The following is an 18,996-nucleotide window of genomic DNA, read 5'->3' on the forward strand; positions in this document are numbered from 1 at the left end:
CGCGAACGACAAACGGGTCGTGCAGACTGCAATCGCGCGCCGCGACGGCTGCACTGAAGACCGCTCAGAAATCAATGCACCGTCCATTCTTCTCCCAATCGCCGTAACGCGTCGGATCGAGGTCGTCGCCCTCGGGCGTGGCTCGCTCGCGGCGCCCGGAGCCTGACGAGTTCGTGGGTTCCGGCGCCGGCGCCGGAGCAGGGGCGGATCGATCGGTGGGTTGTTCGGGCATATGCGCGAGCTCACAACACGTCGAGCGCAATCAGTAACCGGTAAACTCTTCGGTACGGATATTGTCCTCATTGACCTGGAGGTCCACCAGCAGGGCTCGCATGGCCTTGACCATGCCTTGCGGACCGGACAGGTAGTAGATGGCCCTGTGCAGATCCGGCACGTATTTTTTTACCATCCTGGCATCGACGCGCCCGTGCTCGCCCAGCCACCCATCGGGCGTCGAGTCGACGGTCATGACATAGCTGAAGTTCGGATTCTCCTTGGCCAGTTGCTCGAAGTCACTCTTGAACGGCAGGTCGGCCGGCGTGCGGCTGGCGTGCAGCAAGGTGATCTGGTGCGCGGTCTTGTCATGAGTAGCCTGGGCGACGATGCTGCGCACCGGGGTGACGCCGATGCCGCCGATGATGAAAACCGCCGGGGTAGATTCGGTCTTATGCAGCGTGAAGTTACCGTACGGCGCATCGAGCTTGACCTCGGTGCCGATCGGCAGATTCTTCAGCACTCGCTTGAAGGCGGTATCGCGCATACGTGTCGCTGCGACCAGATCAGCCTCGTAAGGCGCCTGCACCAGTGAAAACCCGCGCGTATTGCCTTCATCGTCCGTCTCCGGCGGGTCGATCAGCGTGTAGTCGGCAAATTGTCCGGCGCGAAACTCGAATCCTTCCGGCTTGGCGAAGTGAAACGCCATCGTGCCGTCAGCAATCGTCTCTTTACGAATCAGTTTGACGTTGGTCTGCATGATGCCTCCTTCAGGTTGGTTGCACACTGTCCTGGTCGCCGCCAGCGAAAACCCAGGAGAAGACCGCTCGGCAGCCACGCTGCGGCACGCGATGGTCGACTTCCACTTACACCCCTTGGCCGAGCTTCTCGTTGAGATAGTCGCGCAATACCACCGCGTTGTTGTGCTCCGTGTCGTGCGAGCTGTACAGAAGAACGACATCGCCCACGCGGGCAGCCTCGACGATCGGGGCCCACGCCTCGGGATGCGTGTCGAGCTCGATTCTGTAGCGGCGCTGGAACTCCGGCCATTTGGTCACGTCGTGCTGGAACCAGCGACGCAATGCGACGCTCGGCGCAACATCCTTGAGCCAGTCGCTGAATTGCAGGGATTCTTTCCTGATCCCGCGTGGCCAGAGCCGCTCCACCAGGAACCGGGTTCCGTGGGCGTTGTGATGCTCGTAGACTCGCTGAAGCTCGATCATGGACGGACCTCCCGCCACCGCTCAGAGAGTCGATCATTCGACCGCCCCGATCGGTCTGCTTTATTGTCAATGTGCACCTGAGTAGAGCGTCGGCGCGATATTCGGACAGGACCGGGGCGCGCAGTTGACCCCGGAATATAGGGGCGCCCGTAGTAGGTCATTTCAGCGCGGCGCTCGCCCCGAGCACCGTCCCTTTCTCCACGATCTCGTCGATCGTGGGAAACGCGGCGCGCGCGACCTCCGGAACCGACTTCCAGCGCTCCCCCGGTGCATAGGCAAAAGGCTTCGTTCCCGGGCCGTCGCCGGGGTCGCCGACCACGATGCGCCCAACCATGCCGGCCATTTCATGGGGCTTGCAAAAATAGTCGTAGACGCCCTGCACGGTGAATACGTGCTCGAACGCCGCGGCGCGCTTGGGGTCATCTGCGAGCAGAACTCCGGAATCCCACGGCTTGGCCGACACGGGGATCCGCAGCTCATGATTGTCGTTGCTCGGATGGTAGGCAGTGATCGAATGGAACCCGCTGATCTGCACCCACCGCACCGTGTCGCCGGGGGCGATGTGAACGCCGGCCGGATCGAAATACGTTTCGCCAGCCGGCGTCTGCACCAGCTTGATTTCCACCGTCGCGGCGATCGCGGGAGTCGGGTCGCCGAGCGTGGCCGCACTCGCAAGACACACGCCAAGGAGAGCCGTGCGTCCAACTGTCGCTTTCATCCGCACGGACTTCCTGTCCAAGCACTTCTGCATGGCCGGCGTTTACTTCGTCTGTGCCTTGGCGTCGGCGGGACTGATCAGCCATTGAACGACGTGGTAGTGCGGCTCTTCCACGCCGGGATGCCCCGGGTTGTACTGAATGTCGGTGTGGTTGAGCTTGATGCCTGCGGCCGCCTCGCCCAACGTCTCGAAGTTCTTGTGAGCCTCGATGTCCTTGAGCGGAACCATGTACGTGATGTTGATCAGTTTGCCCTCGCGGCTGTAGCCGAGAAACGGTCCGACCGGCAACGACGCCGGATCGACGTACAGCGTTCCCAATCCCGGCACGAAGTCCGGCAGCTTGACCAGCGAACTGACTTTCTTGAAGCTCGCCGGCGGCGACGTCGTGATGTCCGCAGCGGCGGCTGGCGGCGCAACCATTGCCAGGGGCAGCATCAGCGCGAGACCGGCAACCGTGCCGCGGCATCGCACAAAAAGGGAGTTGCCGTTTCTCGTCATGTCGAATCTCCTCGAGTAAAAAAGATGTTCAATGAGGATCGAAACGCCGTCGAGGCGCGGAGCCCCCGTTTTGGCGAGCCGCGGCTTCGATTTGTGCGTGTCGACGATGCTTCGACACTAGCGCGGCCTTGAAGGCGCGAATGTAGGCGGATCTTGACGCGTCGCGTGCAGACTTCTTGATGCCGGACGGATCGCTGCAACGCGCCTATCGGATGATCCTAATCTCCCTACACAAATCATCAAGCAATCCTGATGGTCGTTCGCGTCGAACCCAGACACAGTTCGTTCAATCGGAGTTGCGCAAGTAATGACGTGACGTCGGCTTGAGGGAGGCAACGCCGAAGTCATTCGGCGCCATGCCCGCCGATCCGCGGTGTGCAGAATGCCGAATACCGCCAGCGGCACCGAGGAAGCTGCGTATCGAGCTGCCGGCGTGACGATCGCAACTCAGGACGGGGAGCGTAGTTCCTCGAAAGGAGCGTCCAAAATGGAACAGCAGATGTATCCGAATACCACGAAAGAGCTGGCGCAAAAGCGAAGGGAACTCGCGCCGGAAATTCACAGCGCGTTTCGCGAATTCGGGAAGCGTGTCTTTGCCGATGGCGCCTTGCCGGAGAAGACCAAGCAGCTCATCGCGGTGGCGGTCGCGCATGTCACGCAGTGCCCCTATTGCATCCGCGGTCACACAGAGCTTGCGACGCAAAAAGGCGCGACCGAGCAGGAACTCATGGAAGCGATATGGGTTGCCGCCGAGATGCGTGCCGGGGCAGCGTACGCACACTCGGTTATCGCCATCGACGCCATGCATAAAGGGGAAGCCAAGGCAAGTGCGTGAACGATGTCTATCGCGCAATACGTCCCGTTGATGCTCATGGCTGGAAGGACTACCGATGAAACTCGAAGGCAAAGTCGCGATCGTCACCGGGGCAGCAAGCGGCATCGGCAAGGCCATCGCGCAGCGCTACGCCCGTGAAGGCGCGAAGGTCGCCATCGCCGACCTCGATCCCAATGCCGCGAAGGCGGCCGCCACGGAGATCAAGAGCGCTGGCGGGGAAGCATCCGGCGTGGCGATGGACGTCACCTGCGAAGACGCGGTCAATGACGGTGTGGCAGCGGTGGTCGCCGCCTATGGCGGGATTGATATCCTGGTCAGCAACGCCGGCATCCAGATCGTCCACCCGGTGGAGGAGTTCAGCTACGCCGACTGGAGAAAGCTGATCGCCATTCACCTCGATGGCGCGTTCCTCACCACCCGTGCGTGCTTGCCCCACATGTACCGCGCTGGTGGTGGAAGTGTCATCTACATGGGCTCGGTACACTCCAAGGAAGGGTCAGTACTGAAGGCGCCTTACGTTACCGCCAAACACGGGTTGATCGGACTCGCCAAGGTGGTCGCGAAGGAAGGCGCCGCGCACGGAGTTCGTGCGAACGTCATTTGCCCCGGTTTCGTGCGCACCCCGCTCGTCGATCGTCAAATTCCCGAACAAGCCAAGGAACTCGGCATTTCCGAGGATGACGTCATCAAGAAGGTGATGTTGAAGGAAACGGTCGACGGCGAATTCACGACGGTTGAAGACGTTGCCGAGGTGGCGCTCCTGTTCGCCGCGTTCCCCAGCAATGCACTCACGGGGCAGTCGCTGGTGGTGAGTCACGGATGGTTCATGCAGTGAGGGCCGGCATCCGGTGCACGACCACGCCGACCAGCGGATCGACCGGATCCATCCAGGCCGCCCGATCGAGCACCCGCGTCGCGTCGGCATAGCCGAGTTGCCAGCGCTCGTCGATGGCCGTGCGGGAGAAATCCATGTCCTTGCTGGCGAGCTCCCAGCCCCGGTCACGGTTGCCCAGATGCACGATGTCCATGGTCGTGTGGCACCCCCGTTCCGCGAGCTTTCGCATTTTCGGGTCCTTGCGCTTTGCCTCCGACAACTGGCCATAGAGCTCGCGGATCACTCGGCGCAGATTGTGCATCGCCTCATAGGTCTCGATGTTGCGGTCGGAACGGCTCGCGTACATGATGTCCTTCTGTCGATCCAGCGTCTGGCTGATGGAATGAGGCTCGTCACCGCCCGCGCTCCACAGGTCAATCATGAAGCACAGCGTGTTGACTCGTGGATAATCGTCGAGCACCACATCGAGTGGTGTGTTCGAGTAGACCCCGCCGTCCCAGTACAGCTCGCCATCGACCAGCACGGGAGGAAAGGCCGGGGGTAGCGCGCTGCTTGCCAGGATGTGCTCGATGCCGACGCGCTGGAGTGAATTGTCGAAATAACGCAGTCGGCCGCTCGTAACATGCACCGCCCCAAGGCTGAAACGTATGGATCCGTTGTTCAGGTACTCGAGATCGATGCTCTCCAGCAAGGATTCACGCAGCGGACCCGTATCGTAGAAGCTTGCCGTGTCTGCGGATCCTGCATTGCCGACGCCGAAGGGCAGGAATGGGTGGGGTGAGAAGAAGTGCGGTCGCCCGCCGATCATGGATGCCATCGCCGTCCAGCAGCTGTAGGTCTGGCGTACGGCGTCCGGCAGTCCGCGCAAATCGATCGGATCCTCGTGCAGTACGGCGTTCCAGAAGCGCTTCAGACATTCGAGGCGTCGGTTGGGGGGGTTGCCGGCGATGATCGCCCCGTTGATCGCGCCGATCGAAGTGCCGCCCACCCAATCCGGCGTGAATCCACGCTCGTCGAGCGCCTGAAACACCCCCGCCTGATACGCGCCCAGGGCGCCGCCTCCTTGCAACACCAGGGCGACGCGTCGCGTACCCGGCCGCACCGGAAACTGGAAACTCCCTGCCACGGCGTTGATCCTTCCTGTTGTTCCACCCATTTGAATGAGCCGCTCGCGCTCAGTCGAGTTGCGTGATCCCGTGCTGGATCGCGAATTTGACCAGATTTGGGAGATCGCCGATACCCAGCTTGTGCATCATTCGACTGCGATAGGTATCGATCGTCTTCGGCGACAGAAAAAGCATCGTCCCGACCTCGGCGCTCGTTTTCCCCTCCGCGATCAGCTGCAGGATTTGCCGCTCGCGACGGCTCAGGCTGTCCAAAGGGCTCGTCCGGTGGCGCTCGGCGATATAGTCGTCAATCACGGTCGCGGCAATCTTCTGACTGAGGTACCGTCGCCCTGTGTGCACAACTCGAACCGCCTCGACCACCTCGGCCCCGGCAGAATCCTTGAGCAGGTACCCGCGCGCGCCTGCCCGAAGAGCACGGAAAATATGTTCCGTCGTCGAATGCATTGACAGAATCAGGATCTGCGTTGAGGGACAAGCATCTTGCATCTGGAGCGTCGCCTCGATTCCATTCATGTCGGGCATCGCAATGTCCATGATCACTATGTCGGGCTGCAGTCTTTGCGCTTCGCGCACCGCCTCGCGTCCATTCGCGACGTCCCCGACCACCTCGATTCCAGGCTGCGCTTCGAGCAAAGCACGCAGGCCGTCGCGCACAACGGCGTGATCATCCGCGAGCAGAACGCTGAGCATGCGAATCCCCATTTATTGTCACGATGATTCGGGTTCCATGCCCGGGCGCCGAGTCGACTTTCAAGTGCGCGCCGATCGCCGCTGCGCGCTCACCCATGATCATCAAACCCCAGCCATGGTCTCGCGCCGGTTGATGAACTGCCGTCGGGTCAAAGCCTTCGCCGTTGTCGGCCACGGTCAGGCAGATCGAATGCGGAGTCGTTCGAAGGGTCAGTACAGCCTTGTCGGCACGCGCGTGCTTGGCCACGTTCGCGAGCGCGTTCTGGGCCATGCGAAAGAGCGCGTGCTCGGCCGCTGGCGTCAGCCGACGCACCCGCCCCTCTTCAACAACCGAGGTCGCCACCCCGGTGCGCTTGGTGAACTCCTCTGCGTACCAGCGCAATACGGGCGCGAGTCCGAAGTCGTCCAGGACGGCCGGCCTCAGTTCGGCCATGACGTCTCGAATACTCTGGGTCGTCTCTTCGACCATCTTGAGCGAATCGTCCAATCGGGCTCCGATCTGCGCCGCCTGACCCGGCGACAGCTGGCTCTTGGCAATCGTCAAATTGATACTGAGCGCAGTCAGCTTCTGCCCAACCAGATCGTGCAGCTGACTGGCCAGTGCCCGTCGCTCCGCTTCCTGGACTTCAACCATTCGGCGCGACGCCTTGGCAGCTTGCAACTTCTCGTCTTGCTCCTTGATGAGTTCCGCTTGCGCTTCGCCGGTCGCGGCGGATCCCATCCAGAGGTGCAGCAGTCCCGCCAGAAGCAGCAGTGAAACCGCGTTGAGCACTCGATTGACGAAGAACGTCTCCGTCAAGCTGAATGAACCCGCCGGGACCTGCAGTGCATACACAACGAACGTCGCCGCGATAAGCAACCCTGTCAGGGTCCACAACAGAACTCGACTACGTGTCGCGCCGCCGAGCACCAGAGGCAGTCCGTAGATCGTGGCGACGTCGAGCTCGATCCACGTCGTGAAGTCCGCGACGATGACGGCGAGCGTCACCGCGAAGATCACCGCAAAACGCACGGCACGATTCTCGCGTAAGCCCGACCTGAAGAATACACAGCTGATGGCTATGCCTTTCTCCTACAGGGACGCTGCCTCAAGTAACCGCAGCGCTAGGCTAGTGGGCGGGCGAGGCGACCGCGTCGTTTTGCCGAAACCTCGACACATCGACGTGAAGCGGTCATCGCACGCTCATCGCACGCTCATCGCACGCTCATCGCAGCTCCGACTTCGCTTACCAATCAGGTGGAGTGTAGCTTTCATGGAGCTGCACGTCTGTCAGGAAGCTTTGATGGACTGACTCGGAACGACTTGATCTTGGAAGGGGTCGTTAGCCGTTCCGCCGCGACGACGGGTTGGGCGTCATTGTAAATGCTCCTCCGTAGCCTCCCGGCGCCAACGAATCACGGCTCCAACTACGATGCCAAGAGGCGCACCTAAGGCATAGATTACGTTCCGGACAGCGGATGTTTCCAACGGGAACTGAGTGAACAGCAAACCAATGAAGCTGAAGCCGACCAGAAGACCTACCGGCACCTTCGATCCTGGCGGTGACCAGTGTGCAGCGGCGGCACCTGCAACCAAAGTGGCACAGAAGCCGATGCCTCGCACGTAAGCGGTAACTGCCCGGCGTTGTTCCCGGCCACATGATCGGCGTGGACAATCGCCTCCAGGTTTAACAACGGAGGCGGTGTTCATGGCAGGAGCAATCAAGCGCAAGTGGCGCCGGCGCAGCCGAGAGGAGTGGCGGGAGGTGTTCGCCCGGCACGGTTCGAGTGGGCTGAGCGTCACGACATTCTGCGCGCGCGAGTCGATCAGCGTCTCGAGCTTTCAGCGCTGGCGGGCACTCGTCGCGCCGGTGAGCGGTGCAGCAGACGCTCGAACGCCGGCGCGGCAAGCGGCGTTCGTCGATCTGGGGGTGCTCGGTTCGGGCAGCGCCTCGCGCCTCGAGCTCAAACTCGATCTGGGGGGCGGCGTGGTGCTGCACCTGGTGCGCGGCTGATGTTCTTTCCCGAAGGCGCGGTGCGGGTGCATCTGTACGGTCGCCCGGTCGATATGCGCAAGTCCTTCGACGGGTTGTATGCGCTCGCCCGCCACGGCGTGGGCCAGGATCCGCTGTCGGGGCATCTGTTCGTGTTCATCAACCGGCGGGCGACGCAGATGAAGGTCCTGTACTGGGATCGCAGCGGCTTTTGCATCTGGGCCAAGCGGCTCGAGTCGGGTCGTTTCGTGTCGGATTGGTCGCGGGTGGCCACCCGCGAGATGGACTGGACGGGGCTGAAGCTGCTGCTCGAAGGCATCGAGCCGGCGCGCGTCAGAAAGCGCTTCGCGCTGCCGGCGAAATGAGCGCAAACCCGCATGGATACTGGCTTTCTTGCTAGAATGACGGCATGCCCGCGACGCCCCTGACGCACCTGCCGACCCGAGAAGAAGCCGCCCGCTGGACGGCCGAGCAGGTCGTCGATCTGGCGCGCGAACGCCTGGCGTTGGGGTGCCGGTTCGATGCGATGAAGCTCGAAGTCGAGGCGATGAAACACCAGCTCGACTGGTTCCGGCGGCAGCTCTTCGGCCAGAAGAGCGAGAAGCGCCTCGTGGACGCCCACCCGCATCAGATGAACCTGGGCGAGCTGCCGGTGCCCGACTCCTCGCCGCCGCCGCCTCCCGCCCAGGACATTGCCGCCCACACCCGCCGGGCCCGCACCACCGATTATGCCGCGGGCGACGAATCGGCGCCGTTCTTCGACGAGGCGCGGGTGCCGGTCGAGACGATTGCGGTGCCCAACCCGGACGCCGAGGGGCTCACCGCCGACCAGTACGAAGTGATCGGCGAGAAGACGAGTTTCCGCCTCGCGCAGCGCCCGGGCAGCTACGTGATCCTCAAATACGTGCGCCCGGTGATCAAGCGCCGCGACACCCAGGTCATTTCCTGCCCGGCCGCGCCCCGCGGTGTCATCGAGGGCAGTCGCGCTGACGTGAGCTTCATCGCCGGCATGCTGATCGACAAGTTTGCCTACCACCTGCCGTTCTACCGCCAGCACCAGCGCCTGGGCGACACCGGCATCACCGTCAGCCGGCCGTGGCTGACGCAGCTCGGCCAACACGCGATTGCCCTGATCGAACCGATCTTTGAGGCCCAGTTCGGCTCGATTCGCGCCTCACGCGTCAAGGCGATGGACGAGACGCCGATCAAGGCCGGGCGCGCCGGGCCGGGCAAGCTCAAGGCCGCCTACTTCTGGCCGGTCTATGGCGAGCTGGACGAAGTCTGCTTCCCGTTCTTCGAGAGTCGCCGGATCGAACATGTCGAGCAGGCGCTCGGCCTGACGCCGGTCGAGCGCGGCGTGCTGCTCAGCGACGGGTACACCGCCTATGAGCACTACACGAAGAAGACCGGACTAACCCACGCGCAATGCTGGGCGCACACGCGGCGCCACCTGTTCGAGGCGAAGGACGCCGCGCCGCAAGTCGCGGCGCAGGCACTGGAGTTCATCGGTGGCCTCTACGCGGTCGAAGCGCACATCCGCGAAAAGAAGCTCAGTGCCGCGAAAAAGCTCGACTATCGATTGATGCATGCCAAGCCGATCGTCGAACGGTTCTTCGCCTGGGTGAGCCAGCAATTCGAGGCACAGGGCCTGTTGCCGAGCAATCCCATGACAAAGGCGCTCGCCTACGCGCGCGAGCGGCGATTCGGACTCGAGGTCTACCTCACCGACCCGGACGTCCCGATCGACACGAACCCTCTGGAACGTGCGCTGCGGGCCATTCCGATGGGGCGCCGCAACTGGTTGTTCTGCTGGACCGAACTCGGCGCCCGGCAGGTCGGCATCATGCAGAGCCTGATCGTCACCTGCCGACTCCACGACATCGACCCCTATGACTATCTGGTCGATGTGCTGCAGCGCGTCAGCCAGCATCCGGCCAGCCGCGTCCACGAACTCACGCCGCGACTGTGGAAGCAACTCTTCGCCGGCAATCCGCTGCGATCGCCCTTGCATAGCCCTCGGCCGTAGGCAAGAACGCTGCGCAGTTACCGGTTACCCTCGCACGAACAGCCACTCCCCACTGTCCGGCGGATACGGACCAGGTGGAGGACGATAAGGCTCCGAATAGACAGCGGCCCAGACGAAAGGCCGCAGAGCCCAGTAGACCGCGCTCAGGAGCAGGACGACCAGCGGTTGCGCAACCACGCCGACAAGAACAGCACGCCAAACGGATCTGACCTTGGGAGGTTGCTTCAGAGAAATGAGCTTCATGACGCCCAGCGTCAAAGTTCAGGCGCGGCCGTAGGCCGTCGCCTGGAACGCTTAAGCTCATCGGCGTGCGGAAGGCGAAGCGTAGCGGAGCCTGTAGCACGTCCGGTGCAGCGCCTTGTTGTGCTGCTGTCTGGCACGAGCCGAAACCTAGCAGCCGCCACGACGCAGCAGCCTTGAGCAGAGCCGGAAAGTATCTGCGGCCGCAACTTACTTCGTCCCGACGCCGATGTTGACCGGGTTGCTCAGCTTGGCGACGCCGCTGCCGCCGGCGCGCTCGCGGAACATCGTCTCAAGTGTCTGCTGGATCACGCCGCTCTCCTCGTTCGACAGGTTCAGGTCGCCGAGCATCCCCTCGACGAGGGGATTGCTCCACACGATCCACTCCCACAGGTCCTGCGCGCTCTTGAATTCTGTGGTCTCGGTGATGGTCTCGACCTTGATGTCCTTCAGTCCGGCGGTGGCGAACTCCTGGCGTAGCCTCGCTGGATCCTGCAACTGAAAGGGGAGCGGAGGCGGGTCCATCGGGGGACCCTGGAAGTCGGGGCGCACGGACTGAATGGCACCCACGAAGAAGGCGAGAAAATCGATCTTATGCGGGTCGCCGTACGCAATCATCAGCACACGGCCGCCCGGCTTGACGACGCGCACCATCTCGCGGATGCCCTGCGGCATGTCGGCAAACAGCATCACGCCGAACTGCGAACCGGCCATGTCAAAGCAGTTATCGTCCAGCTCGAGCGCGTGGCCGTCCATGACGCGGGTTTCGATGTTGAGCCCCTCTTGGCGCGCACGCTCCTTAAGCAACTCGAGCATGACTGGAGACTGGTCCGTCGCCAGTATCTGCGCGCCAATGCGCGCCGCCGGGATACTGAGGGCGCCGCTGCCCGCCGCTACGTCCAGGAAGCGCATGCCGGCACGGAGCTCGGCACGGCGGAGGCCTTCGTTCGCAATCCACATCTGCGTGGGCGTGTTGGTCTTGTCATAGCCTGGCGCGATTTTGTCCCACGGGGGCCGCGTATCTTCTCTTTCCTGAGTGGTCATGGCTTCCTCCTTTGCTACGGCACGCACCATAGAACGTGCCAATACGGTTCCAGTTCTCTAAACTCTTGCGCTTCAATCATGGCCACGCCGCGCGCAGCAGCACAACGACCAGTTAGGCAGGAGGCAGGCCAAGAAGCGGGGTTAGTTCGCACCCCTCTGGCCTCGCAGTGTGTTGCATGAGATAGCACCGGGATTTACGCGCTGGAGATTCATATAGATTGGGGTATCGCCGAATTCCTTTGGCATGGGCTCTGGTCGAACTTGGTACTCAATTCGATCGTCAAATGGACAGTTCTTGCACTTCCTTACCACGACAATTTCAAGTGTTGTTCCTGCCGGTAGGTGGGTGCTAAATGTAATTTCAGGCCCACTTACGTTAAACGAAGTAAGAGCAATGACATCGGTTCGTTTGTTTCGCTCTACTTTCAAAGTGACGCCGAGAGCATTTAGCGATGATTGAACTCGGCACTGTTCGCCAATGACTGGTCGGTGTTCAGGAGCATCAGAGACATCATCGAACTCTGCGTTGCACCCTGAGAGAGCGAAGGCAACGTAAAGGACGGTTGCGAATCGCGCTATGAGCATGATGTGTGGCCTAGAGCGGATTGCCGCTCACTGTAAGGCATAGCCGCAGTGTGCGAACCAGCCGCGGGCATCGGCGGCGGTCACCGTGTTGAGGACCCGTTTGAGGGCCTCATCCAGTGCTTCGCGCGTCCGCGCCTTGGCGGCCCGCAAGGCAGTCTTGAGTTTCGACCAGCACGGTTCGATGGGGGACCAATCCGGGGAATAGGGCGGCAGATAAAGCAGGTTGGCCTGGGCGCCCTCGATCGCTTCGCGAATGCCTTTGACCTTGTGCGCGCTCAGGTTGTCCATGACGACGATGTCACCGGGGGCGAGCGTCGGTACCAGCACCTGATCGACATAAGCTCGAAACACTGCAGCGTCGGTCGGGCCCTCAACAGTCATGACAGCATCGATGCCTCGGCAGGACACAGCGCCCAGCACGGTGACATTGCGACCGTGGTTCTTCGGCACCGCATCGGGCACCCGCTCCCCCCGCAGGGCACGGCCGTAATGACGAGTCATCGCAATGTTCACGCCCGATTCATCGATGAAGCGCAATCGTGACGGGGGATATTGGGCCATTTCCTCCCGGTAAGCCGCGCGCGCCTCAATTACCGAGTCGGCGTCACGTTCCGTCGCATGGAGCGTCTTTTTTTTCGTGACAGTTGCATCTGTTTGAGCACCCGACACAGTCGGGGCAAACCGATATGAATGTCCAATTCGGTCTTCAGGCGCTGCGCCAACTCGTCCGCAGCGTCAGATCGGACTGCGCGTGCAGCCACTGCGCCAGACGCTGTCGCGCGACTTCATCCACACGCGATCGCTTTCCGCCAGCGTGCGGCTTTGGCGCCACTGTTCCGGTGCTTCGCAGCCGCATGAAAAGCTTCTCGACAAACGAGATACTGACGCCAAAAAGCTCGGCTACTTGGCGCTGTGAACCCACCCCGCGCTCGTACGCATCGACAACTTTCTGGCGCAAATCAACTGAGTAAGGTGCCATGGCCAGATGACCACGCTGGCAGTACCTTTGTTCCTTCTACGCAAAGCAAAACCGCTCTAACGAATAGCGTTTATCCGCCGCAGCGGAAGCGTTTGAGGAAGGCGAGGCGGCATGGCCGCGGATAAACCTCGTTGGACTGAACCGCGACGGCGGATGCTATGGGGATTGTAAGCTGCGAGTCTGCGGCGTCAATCTTTTGGCATGGAGCGAGCGGCCGCCCGAGCGCGTCAGGCGGTGCCGGCCTGGGCCCGGCGTGACGATGTTCGCGCGCGGCGCACCGGCGGTGGGGCGCGTCCGGCGGGCGGAATCAGTGGCCGGGCCGAGCGGTGCCTCGGACACCGGGCGCAGCACCCGGATCCGGACCCCTCGAAGGGGTCAGCTCACGAAACGGGAAAAATCGTACGCTAAGCCGTTCCTCAGCCCCACGATGCAAACAGCCCGCGCGAAGGCGGGCTGCCGATGATGCCGGCGAAAGCTGGGCGCTACCCGCAACACCCGCGCTGCGCCTGAATCGGCGGGCATTTCACCGAACCGAAGGAACAGAACACGCAGCAGTCGCGGGGGTTGGGGCGCAGCAGCGCCTTGCAGTTGCAGCACTCGTAGAAGAACTGGCAGGCATCGGTCGACATGGTTTCCTGCTGGGCGAATCCACAGTGTGGGCACGTCAACACGGACTCCAGGACAATGGGACTCACGGCTCACCTTTCCCGGTGGCGCGGACGCTCAGGCTTACCTTGCTCTTGCTGGCAAGATGCGCAACAAGATGGATTGCGCTTGCCTCGCTGATCTTGAGCTTGGTCGCCAGGGCCGCTGCATCCACCTCGCCCTGTTGGTCCAGCGCCGCGAGCGCCTCATGTTCCAGGCTTTCCATCCACTCGCTGAACAGAGTGTGAAGTTCGGGCGTAGCAAAAGCGGCCATCGACGTGGTCTTGTGGATGGCCGCCAGCATTTCCGAGCACATGCCCATGCACATGCACATTCCCATCATCTGCTGCGTCGGGTTAGCGCCCGTTACCCGAGACGGCCGAGTCAAACAGGTCGGGGCTTTCCTCGTGCGGGCGTTTGGAACCCAACCACCGGTGATCTCGCAGCTTTCCGGGACTCTGCCCGAAAGCCACTTGGCGTACTTCATCAGTGACGCGGTCGACGGGCTGGACCTGAGCGCTTTTCACGCACGGGTGATCTTCCACAGCGCCTTAATTTGATCGGCGGGCGGAAGCGGCCCGACGTGCCCCGAGCCGCGTCCATCCCGTCAGCCCTCGATCAGCGCGACAAGTTTCACCTGGATCAAGTCAGCCTCGAACTCCATGCCGTCATCCTCGTATTGCAACCAGGCCCAGCCCTCGGCCGGCGGGCGCTTGTTGAGGATCAACCGGGCAGGGCGGCCGTCGTGCTCGACCTGGATGATGGCCTTCTTGAGCTTGTCCGGGTCGGCCTCCTTCTTCTCCTTCGTGGTGTTCCCCCCTTCCACCTCTTCCACCCCTTCCGGCCCTTGCTCGCCTTCCTCGGCCTCCGCGTCGGTCTTGCCGATCAGGGCGTCCACCGTGTTTGGATCGCGCTCGTCCTCGTCACCCTGCCGGCGCTTGTCCTCCAGGAACTCGCGCAGCAGCTTGACCGATCCGCGCGTCAGCTCCTGGCTGTCGTCGGCCAACCAGGCGCCGACCTCTTCCGGGTTCTTCTTGAACGCCGTCACCAACTCGTTGACCACGGTCACGTCGTTGGCCCGACCAGTGTTGAACGCCTTGGCGATCGGATCGGGTAGGTCGAGCAGCGTCACATGCTGGGTCACGAACGCCGGGGACTTGCCGATCTCGCGGGCGATCTCGCTCTTCTTCTTGCCGGTCGCCAGCTCGCGGCCGATGAAGTCCGCGATCTCGCGCGGGGTGAGCTCGTTGCGTTGCAGGTTCTCGATGACCTGGTCAGCGTGGTTGTAATCGTTGTCGATGAAGGCCGGGATGGCGGTCTTCTCGGCCCACTTCGACCCACGGTAGCGGCGCGCACCGTGGTTGATGATGTAGCGCCCTTCAACCTCAGGATTCTCGCGCACCGAAATCGGCGACTTCACGCCCCGGTCTTTGATCGTCTGGCCGATCTCCTCGATGCTCTCGGGCGAGAACCCAGGGTTGTCGGCCGTCCGGGGCTGCTGCGGATCTTCGTCGATCAGATCCAGGGGCAATTCCAGCGGGCCGCCGCCGCGCGCAACGGCCTCCGGCTCGTTCAGGAGGCCCGACAGGTCACCGATGCTATCCAGGCCCAGCCCGGACGCCTGGGGCTTCTCCTCGGCCTTCTTCTTGGCGTTCTTAACGGCGGTCATTACGCAATCTCCATCTTCGTGAATACATAGTCGGCCAGCTCGCGGACTTCTTGAGCCGCCTTGCGTGCTGCGGTTTTCTTGATCTTCCAGACAGGCACGCCGCTCGCCAGGGCATCAGCAATGCTGCTGCGAAGGCCGATGCGCGCGGGAATCATCAGTTGCGGGTAAGCCTTGTGCAGCTCTTCCAGGTGCCGCAGATGGCGGGGATTCCGGGCATCCACCTTGCTCGGCATCATCCCGAGGAATTTCAGCTTGGTATTGACCTTGCGGACATTCGCAATGGCCGTGACCATCTTCTTGATGCCCTGGATGCTGTACGCCTCCAGCTCGATGGGCGACAGCACATAGTCAGCCGCGAACAGCGCGGCCGCCATCCCCACGCCAAGGGAAGGGGCGGTATCCACCAGCACCACGTCGAAGCCGCAGTCGGCCAGGGCCGCCACATTGGCCCTGAAGCTCGCGCTGGCCTCGGACACGGACCGTTTCTCCATGTCCGCCAGGCGGGCATCGGACGCGATCAGGTGAATATCCGCACCGTCCACCCGACCATCAAACCATTGCCGCAAGCTGTCGGCATCCAGGTCGAACATTTGGCTTGCCAGGTAGCCGCTCTGGTGCCCCTGCAATGTGAAAGAAGCATTGCCCTGGGTATCCAGGTCGATCACGGCAACCCGCAAACCGCGTTCGAGGAAATCGAAGGCGACGTGCACCACCGTCGAAGTCTTCCCGACGCCGCCCTTTTGGTTTGCCGTGACCATAGTTTTCATGCTTTGGGTTCCTGTTTTTTCTTGGCGTCCTCGGCCCACTTCTTCACGATGAACGCCTGGTGCTCGGGTAGTACCGCCGTGACTCGCTCGAATCCCTCCGGTAACGCCTTGGTCATGTGCGCTTCCCACACTCGTTCCACGGCCTGCCAGACGGCCCCCTTGGTCACTCCCAAGGTCGTCACGTACTCGGCCTGCTTCTTCCCCTCGACCAGCACGCCCCGCGCGATTTCGCGGGTCTGCTTCCCGATCTCGAGGCTCTTGATGGCCTCCAGAAACTGCGCTTCCGTTAGCCTCTTCTTCATGATGATGGACTGCGCTCATAACACTCCGCCCTGGTGATTTGAAATCAGCGGTGCCAGCCGCCAATTATGCGCAAAGTATAGCTATACTTTTACAGCCCGTCAAACATTTTAGCGGCTAAAATCTCCCTGTAAACGCTCCATCAGAGCGTCTGTTTCCGCCTTGGCCCAGCACTTGCGCCAGTAGGCTGTACCCACTTGGCACGCGTCCCGGAACTCTTTGCCGGCGTCGTAGAACACCGCCCCTTCTCGACCGTGACAGCCTCGACGGGCGCCCCGAGGTCGCCCGCGATCACGGCCAGGACCTGATTGACACGGCAATCCATGCTCATAGTCCTTTCGGCTTGTAGAAGGCAACAAGGTAGGTGAGGGCGGTCAGCACCCCGAAGTGCAGCAGGAACGTCCAGCCCGCATGAACACCAGGGGTATTCCAGTGGTAGACCATGCGAATGAGCTGGAAGAACACTTCGATGGAGATCACCCACTTGAGCACCGGCCAGACCAGCACGAAGACGATCCACACGGCCCGCCAGACGGTGGCAAGAATGACCTTCCCCCTGGCGTTCAATCCACCCTTGGGCTTCGCCTGGACAGGCGCAGGAAGCGCCGGCGCCGGCCCCCCGTCCCCTGGGAACTTGACGATATTGGACATTGCTTGACCCTCCGCGAACTAGCGTGTTCAATGCTAGTTGCTTTCCGCCCTGGAAAGCGCGGTTATGGTGTGCCAGCATCAAGCCAAGCGCCCCGGCTCAGTCCGGGGCGTGCTTCTACCTCGCGCCGTCACCTATCGGCTTCTTCTCCTGCATCCCGGCCCGCGTCTCCTCAGTAGTCCGCATCGGCCATTCTCCACGAACGGGCGAACTCCTGACCGCGCAGCTCGTCGGCCTGCTTGCTCTGCTCGCTAAACACCTGCTTGGTCGCCGGATAGTAGGCGATCCGGTCGCCCTTCTTGATCGCCGCTCCAGTCTCGGCGCACTTCCCGTCAAAACGCGCTTGGGTGAAGTAGGGGGGTTTCTTGCTCATCGGAAGTTCTCCGGTTATTGACCTGGGCAACATGCCCGGCCATCACAAAGCATTATAGGGCAAAATGCCCTATATGCAAATCGTGTTTTCCGGTTTGCCGACAGAAAATCACACCCCTTTCCTGGCGTTCCATCGAGAGCGAGGCCCGGCGAACCGGGCCACGTTGCCATCAACCCGCCACGCGCTTAGCCCGCTCAACCGCATCCAGCCCACAAGCCGCCATCGCGCGACATTCCAACCGCATCGAGTCGAAATAGGCTTCTCGGCGCAACCTCTCTGCCCGCCGCATATAGTCGTCCGCCAATGCCATCTTGGTCGCTACCACGTCCCGCTGTGCCATGAGGGACGGATTCACGTTCGGAAGCAGGTCGATCCAGGGCATGACTTGGTTGCGCATCGGAAACTCTCCCGGTAAATGACCTGGGCAACATGCCCGGCCTTCACTTCAATATAGGGCAATATGTCCTAAATACAATAAAATATCACGATATATCGAAAATATTTTAGCGGCTAAAGCCTCTTCCCTGGCGTTCAGTTCTTCCATATCTGCCCGAGGCCGGCGAAGTCGCACAGCAGCGCCCACGCAGCATAGGGGATGTGTGAGTCCTCCCCGATCCAGCGGCGCACCGTTCGGTCGCCCTTCGCTCCGAGGCCCAGCCTCTTCGCGGCCGCGCCTCCCGTAAATCCCGCGAGGCGCAAGACCTCGCGGACTTCTTCCCCAGTCGGCTGGCTCCAACTCTCGGCCGGACGTAGGCACTCAAGGCGGATATTCGGGTGGCTCATGCTTTCTTCTTCTCCCTGGTTAAGACAAAACGCGCAACTGCTCGAAACTGTAAATGGTCTGGATGCACCGAGAATCGTAGTCTGTGACGCGCCGACCGTTCCGATTGATGCGGAACCTGAGCGGCTTGTCATCGTGCCCCCACACCTGGCGGGTTTCGGGGCTCACTTTCGTGATGATGATTTTGCGTCCGATGTCTGACGGGAACGCCGCATGGTGGACGCTGATGATCTCGCACCGCTGCCCCGGCTTGAACTCGCCCGGCACCGGACCTCCATCGTCGGAAATGACGGTGCTGTAGCTCGGCATCGCCGGTTCTGGCGGTGCAGTATCTTCCTCCCCCTCGAGCTGGTCCTCGTCGCCTTCCTGCTTGCGCTCCGGACGCACGGCCCGCGCCTTCGGCTCTCCTGGCGTTCGACTTCAAGGGGCGGCCACTTGGCCCGCCGTGATTTTCACCTGGGCGTCCTTTGCCCACTTCCTCGCGATGAAGGCCCGATGCACCAGCAACACCACATCGACCAGGGCGAAGCCCTCCGGAACGGCCGGAATGGTCGGCACTCGCCTCGGCGGTGGCCCCAGCTCGGCCACCCACGCCGGCACGGGCTCGGCGGCCCGCCGATCCCGATACTCGGACTCGATCATCTTCGGCTTCGGCTTGCCTTTCTGGAACTCGGCGAGGATCGCCGCCGCCACCTGGTCGACGCTACGGCCGGCGCGCAGTGAATCGTAGTGCGAGCGGTAGGCTGTTTCAGAGATAAACGGCCGGTCCAAGTCCACCGCATGGAACTCGAAACTCACGTGGTTCGTGTCTATCCTCGAGCCGACC

Annotated in this window: 27 protein-coding genes; 5 read left to right on the forward strand and 22 right to left on the reverse strand. The window is 62.1% G+C overall.

What is annotated here, in order from left to right; all coding sequences use genetic code 11:
- Positions 1-64: 64 nt before the first annotated feature.
- From GO606_RS00215 to GO606_RS00235, 5 genes are all read right to left on the reverse strand, one after another.
- A complete protein-coding gene (locus GO606_RS00215; protein ID WP_169119696.1) occupies positions 65-232 on the reverse strand; it encodes a DUF1674 domain-containing protein in 168 nt (55 codons plus the stop codon).
- Between the two features lie 30 nt (positions 233-262).
- Positions 263-973: an FAD-dependent oxidoreductase gene (locus GO606_RS00220; RefSeq protein WP_169119695.1), complete on the reverse strand. Its 711-nt coding sequence runs from the start codon at positions 971-973 to the stop codon at positions 263-265.
- A gap of 106 nt (positions 974-1,079) precedes the next feature.
- Positions 1,080-1,436 carry a DUF488 domain-containing protein gene (locus GO606_RS00225; RefSeq protein WP_169119694.1) on the reverse strand — a complete coding sequence of 119 codons (357 nt, stop codon included), beginning with the start codon at positions 1,434-1,436 and terminating at the stop codon, positions 1,080-1,082.
- 157 nt (positions 1,437-1,593) lie between these two features.
- Entirely contained in the window at positions 1,594-2,061 is a 468-nt protein-coding gene (locus GO606_RS00230; protein WP_211166754.1) for a plastocyanin/azurin family copper-binding protein, read from the reverse strand.
- Between the two features lie 135 nt (positions 2,062-2,196).
- On the reverse strand, positions 2,197-2,652 hold the full coding sequence (locus GO606_RS00235) for a hypothetical protein (protein ID WP_211166753.1): 456 nt from the start codon (positions 2,650-2,652) through the stop codon (positions 2,197-2,199).
- A gap of 487 nt (positions 2,653-3,139) precedes the next feature.
- On the opposite strand from GO606_RS00235, the gene GO606_RS00240 reads away from it, so the two are divergent.
- Positions 3,140-3,487 carry a carboxymuconolactone decarboxylase family protein gene (locus GO606_RS00240; RefSeq protein ID WP_169119692.1) on the forward strand — a complete coding sequence of 116 codons (348 nt, stop codon included), beginning with the start codon at positions 3,140-3,142 and terminating at the stop codon, positions 3,485-3,487.
- A 55-nt stretch (positions 3,488-3,542) separates the two neighbouring features.
- Entirely contained in the window at positions 3,543-4,322 is a 780-nt protein-coding gene (locus GO606_RS00245) for a 3-hydroxybutyrate dehydrogenase (RefSeq protein ID WP_169119691.1), read from the forward strand.
- Here the strand turns inward: GO606_RS00245 and GO606_RS00250 are convergent.
- The 3 genes from GO606_RS00250 to GO606_RS00260 are packed head-to-tail and all read right to left on the reverse strand — an operon-like array spanning position 4,312 to position 7,151.
- Positions 4,312-5,478, reverse strand: a complete 1,167-nt coding sequence (locus GO606_RS00250) for a patatin-like phospholipase family protein (RefSeq protein WP_169119690.1) — start codon at positions 5,476-5,478, stop codon at positions 4,312-4,314. The genes GO606_RS00245 and GO606_RS00250 overlap by 11 nt on opposite strands.
- Before the next feature lie 19 nt (positions 5,479-5,497).
- On the reverse strand, positions 5,498-6,139 hold the full coding sequence (locus GO606_RS00255; protein ID WP_169119689.1) for a response regulator: 642 nt from the start codon (positions 6,137-6,139) through the stop codon (positions 5,498-5,500).
- Positions 6,114-7,151, reverse strand: coding sequence for a sensor histidine kinase (locus GO606_RS00260; RefSeq protein WP_169119688.1), 1,038 nt, complete (start codon positions 7,149-7,151; stop codon positions 6,114-6,116). The genes GO606_RS00255 and GO606_RS00260 overlap by 26 nt, the downstream gene beginning before the upstream one ends.
- 676 nt (positions 7,152-7,827) lie before the next feature.
- Here GO606_RS00260 and tnpA point away from each other — a divergent pair.
- From tnpA to tnpC, 3 genes are read left to right on the forward strand one after another with little or no spacing between them, the layout of a single operon-like run.
- Positions 7,828-8,133 carry an IS66 family insertion sequence element accessory protein TnpA gene (gene tnpA, locus GO606_RS00265; protein ID WP_169120857.1) on the forward strand — a complete coding sequence of 102 codons (306 nt, stop codon included), beginning with the start codon at positions 7,828-7,830 and terminating at the stop codon, positions 8,131-8,133.
- On the forward strand, positions 8,133-8,477 hold the full coding sequence (gene tnpB / locus GO606_RS00270) for an IS66 family insertion sequence element accessory protein TnpB (RefSeq protein ID WP_169120859.1): 345 nt from the start codon (positions 8,133-8,135) through the stop codon (positions 8,475-8,477). Before tnpA ends, tnpB begins: the two co-directional genes overlap by 1 nt.
- A 44-nt stretch (positions 8,478-8,521) precedes the next feature.
- Positions 8,522-10,138 (forward strand): IS66 family transposase, encoded by a 1,617-nt coding sequence (gene tnpC, locus GO606_RS00275; RefSeq protein ID WP_246979221.1) that lies wholly within the window; start codon positions 8,522-8,524, stop codon positions 10,136-10,138.
- 450 nt (positions 10,139-10,588) lie between these two features.
- Here the strand turns inward: tnpC and GO606_RS00280 are convergent, their stop codons facing one another.
- From GO606_RS00280 to GO606_RS00345, 14 genes are all read right to left on the reverse strand, one after another.
- Complete coding sequence (locus GO606_RS00280; protein WP_169120879.1) at positions 10,589-11,422, reverse strand: class I SAM-dependent methyltransferase; 834 nt, start codon at positions 11,420-11,422, stop codon at positions 10,589-10,591.
- Between the two features lie 612 nt (positions 11,423-12,034).
- Complete coding sequence (locus tag GO606_RS00285) at positions 12,035-12,676, reverse strand: IS630 family transposase (RefSeq protein WP_246979223.1); 642 nt, start codon at positions 12,674-12,676, stop codon at positions 12,035-12,037.
- A 37-nt stretch (positions 12,677-12,713) separates the two neighbouring features.
- Entirely contained in the window at positions 12,714-12,986 is a 273-nt protein-coding gene (locus GO606_RS00290) for a helix-turn-helix domain-containing protein (RefSeq protein ID WP_246979225.1), read from the reverse strand.
- Positions 12,987-13,468: 482 nt separating this feature from the next.
- Positions 13,469-13,681, reverse strand: coding sequence for a GDCCVxC domain-containing (seleno)protein (locus tag GO606_RS00295; RefSeq protein ID WP_169119609.1), 213 nt, complete (start codon positions 13,679-13,681; stop codon positions 13,469-13,471).
- Complete coding sequence (locus GO606_RS00300; RefSeq protein ID WP_169119608.1) at positions 13,678-14,118, reverse strand: hypothetical protein; 441 nt, start codon at positions 14,116-14,118, stop codon at positions 13,678-13,680. The genes GO606_RS00295 and GO606_RS00300 overlap by 4 nt, the downstream gene beginning before the upstream one ends.
- Before the next feature lie 120 nt (positions 14,119-14,238).
- Positions 14,239-15,300: a transcriptional repressor gene korB gene (locus tag GO606_RS00305; RefSeq protein WP_169119610.1), complete on the reverse strand. Its 1,062-nt coding sequence runs from the start codon at positions 15,298-15,300 to the stop codon at positions 14,239-14,241.
- The gene (locus GO606_RS00310; RefSeq protein ID WP_169119611.1) at positions 15,300-16,067 is read right to left on the reverse strand and encodes a ParA family protein; all 768 of its coding nucleotides are present in this window, start codon (positions 16,065-16,067) and stop codon (positions 15,300-15,302) included. Before GO606_RS00310 ends, GO606_RS00305 begins: the two co-directional genes overlap by 1 nt.
- Positions 16,064-16,369: a transcriptional regulator KorA gene (locus GO606_RS00315; RefSeq protein WP_169119612.1), complete on the reverse strand. Its 306-nt coding sequence runs from the start codon at positions 16,367-16,369 to the stop codon at positions 16,064-16,066. The genes GO606_RS00310 and GO606_RS00315 overlap by 4 nt, the downstream gene beginning before the upstream one ends.
- Before the next feature lie 325 nt (positions 16,370-16,694).
- Complete coding sequence (gene kleE / locus GO606_RS00320) at positions 16,695-17,018, reverse strand: KleE stable inheritance protein (protein ID WP_169119613.1); 324 nt, start codon at positions 17,016-17,018, stop codon at positions 16,695-16,697.
- Positions 17,019-17,188: 170 nt separating this feature from the next.
- Positions 17,189-17,389, reverse strand: a complete 201-nt coding sequence (locus tag GO606_RS00325) for a hypothetical protein (protein WP_169119614.1) — start codon at positions 17,387-17,389, stop codon at positions 17,189-17,191.
- Between the two features lie 169 nt (positions 17,390-17,558).
- Positions 17,559-17,786, reverse strand: a complete 228-nt coding sequence (gene kleA / locus GO606_RS00330) for a stable inheritance protein KleA (protein ID WP_169119615.1) — start codon at positions 17,784-17,786, stop codon at positions 17,559-17,561.
- Positions 17,787-17,920: 134 nt separating this feature from the next.
- Positions 17,921-18,172 (reverse strand): helix-turn-helix domain-containing protein, encoded by a 252-nt coding sequence (locus tag GO606_RS00335; RefSeq protein WP_169119616.1) that lies wholly within the window; start codon positions 18,170-18,172, stop codon positions 17,921-17,923.
- Positions 18,173-18,191: 19 nt separating this feature from the next.
- Complete coding sequence (locus GO606_RS00340; protein ID WP_211166739.1) at positions 18,192-18,557, reverse strand: hypothetical protein; 366 nt, start codon at positions 18,555-18,557, stop codon at positions 18,192-18,194.
- 33 nt (positions 18,558-18,590) lie between these two features.
- Positions 18,591-18,968 (reverse strand): hypothetical protein, encoded by a 378-nt coding sequence (locus GO606_RS00345; RefSeq protein ID WP_211166740.1) that lies wholly within the window; start codon positions 18,966-18,968, stop codon positions 18,591-18,593.
- Positions 18,969-18,996 lie beyond the last annotated feature (28 nt).

This window comes from Aromatoleum anaerobium, assembly GCF_012910705.2.
GTDB lineage: Bacteria > Pseudomonadota > Gammaproteobacteria > Burkholderiales > Rhodocyclaceae > Aromatoleum > Aromatoleum anaerobium.

Bases quoted from the DNA above. Each gene is read 5' to 3' on its own strand.
- GO606_RS00220 (WP_169119695.1), bottom strand. From the start codon at position 973: ATGCAGACCAACGTCAAACTGATTCGTAAAGAGACGATTGCTGACGGC.
- kleA (WP_169119615.1), bottom strand. From the start codon at position 17,786: ATGCGCAACCAAGTCATGCCCTGGATCGACCTGCTTCCGAACGTGAAT.
- GO606_RS00280 (WP_169120879.1), bottom strand. From the start codon at position 11,422: ATGACCACTCAGGAAAGAGAAGATACGCGGCCCCCGTGGGACAAAATC.
- GO606_RS00225 (WP_169119694.1), bottom strand. From the start codon at position 1,436: ATGATCGAGCTTCAGCGAGTCTACGAGCATCACAACGCCCACGGAACC.
- GO606_RS00255 (WP_169119689.1), bottom strand. From the start codon at position 6,139: ATGCTCAGCGTTCTGCTCGCGGATGATCACGCCGTTGTGCGCGACGGC.
- GO606_RS00240 (WP_169119692.1), top strand. From the start codon at position 3,140: ATGGAACAGCAGATGTATCCGAATACCACGAAAGAGCTGGCGCAAAAG.
- GO606_RS00305 (WP_169119610.1), bottom strand. From the start codon at position 15,300: ATGACCGCCGTTAAGAACGCCAAGAAGAAGGCCGAGGAGAAGCCCCAG.
- tnpC (WP_246979221.1), top strand. From the start codon at position 8,522: ATGCCCGCGACGCCCCTGACGCACCTGCCGACCCGAGAAGAAGCCGCC.
- GO606_RS00315 (WP_169119612.1), bottom strand. From the start codon at position 16,369: ATGAAGAAGAGGCTAACGGAAGCGCAGTTTCTGGAGGCCATCAAGAGC.
- kleE (WP_169119613.1), bottom strand. From the start codon at position 17,018: ATGTCCAATATCGTCAAGTTCCCAGGGGACGGGGGGCCGGCGCCGGCG.
- GO606_RS00325 (WP_169119614.1), bottom strand. From the start codon at position 17,389: ATGAGCAAGAAACCCCCCTACTTCACCCAAGCGCGTTTTGACGGGAAG.
- GO606_RS00235 (WP_211166753.1), bottom strand. From the start codon at position 2,652: ATGACGAGAAACGGCAACTCCCTTTTTGTGCGATGCCGCGGCACGGTT.
- tnpB (WP_169120859.1), top strand. From the start codon at position 8,133: ATGTTCTTTCCCGAAGGCGCGGTGCGGGTGCATCTGTACGGTCGCCCG.
- GO606_RS00290 (WP_246979225.1), bottom strand. From the start codon at position 12,986: ATGGCACCTTACTCAGTTGATTTGCGCCAGAAAGTTGTCGATGCGTAC.
- GO606_RS00300 (WP_169119608.1), bottom strand. From the start codon at position 14,118: ATGAAGTACGCCAAGTGGCTTTCGGGCAGAGTCCCGGAAAGCTGCGAG.
- GO606_RS00215 (WP_169119696.1), bottom strand. From the start codon at position 232: ATGCCCGAACAACCCACCGATCGATCCGCCCCTGCTCCGGCGCCGGCG.
- GO606_RS00245 (WP_169119691.1), top strand. From the start codon at position 3,543: ATGAAACTCGAAGGCAAAGTCGCGATCGTCACCGGGGCAGCAAGCGGC.
- GO606_RS00310 (WP_169119611.1), bottom strand. From the start codon at position 16,067: ATGAAAACTATGGTCACGGCAAACCAAAAGGGCGGCGTCGGGAAGACT.
- GO606_RS00250 (WP_169119690.1), bottom strand. From the start codon at position 5,478: ATGGGTGGAACAACAGGAAGGATCAACGCCGTGGCAGGGAGTTTCCAG.
- tnpA (WP_169120857.1), top strand. From the start codon at position 7,828: ATGGCAGGAGCAATCAAGCGCAAGTGGCGCCGGCGCAGCCGAGAGGAG.
- GO606_RS00335 (WP_169119616.1), bottom strand. From the start codon at position 18,172: ATGAGCCACCCGAATATCCGCCTTGAGTGCCTACGTCCGGCCGAGAGT.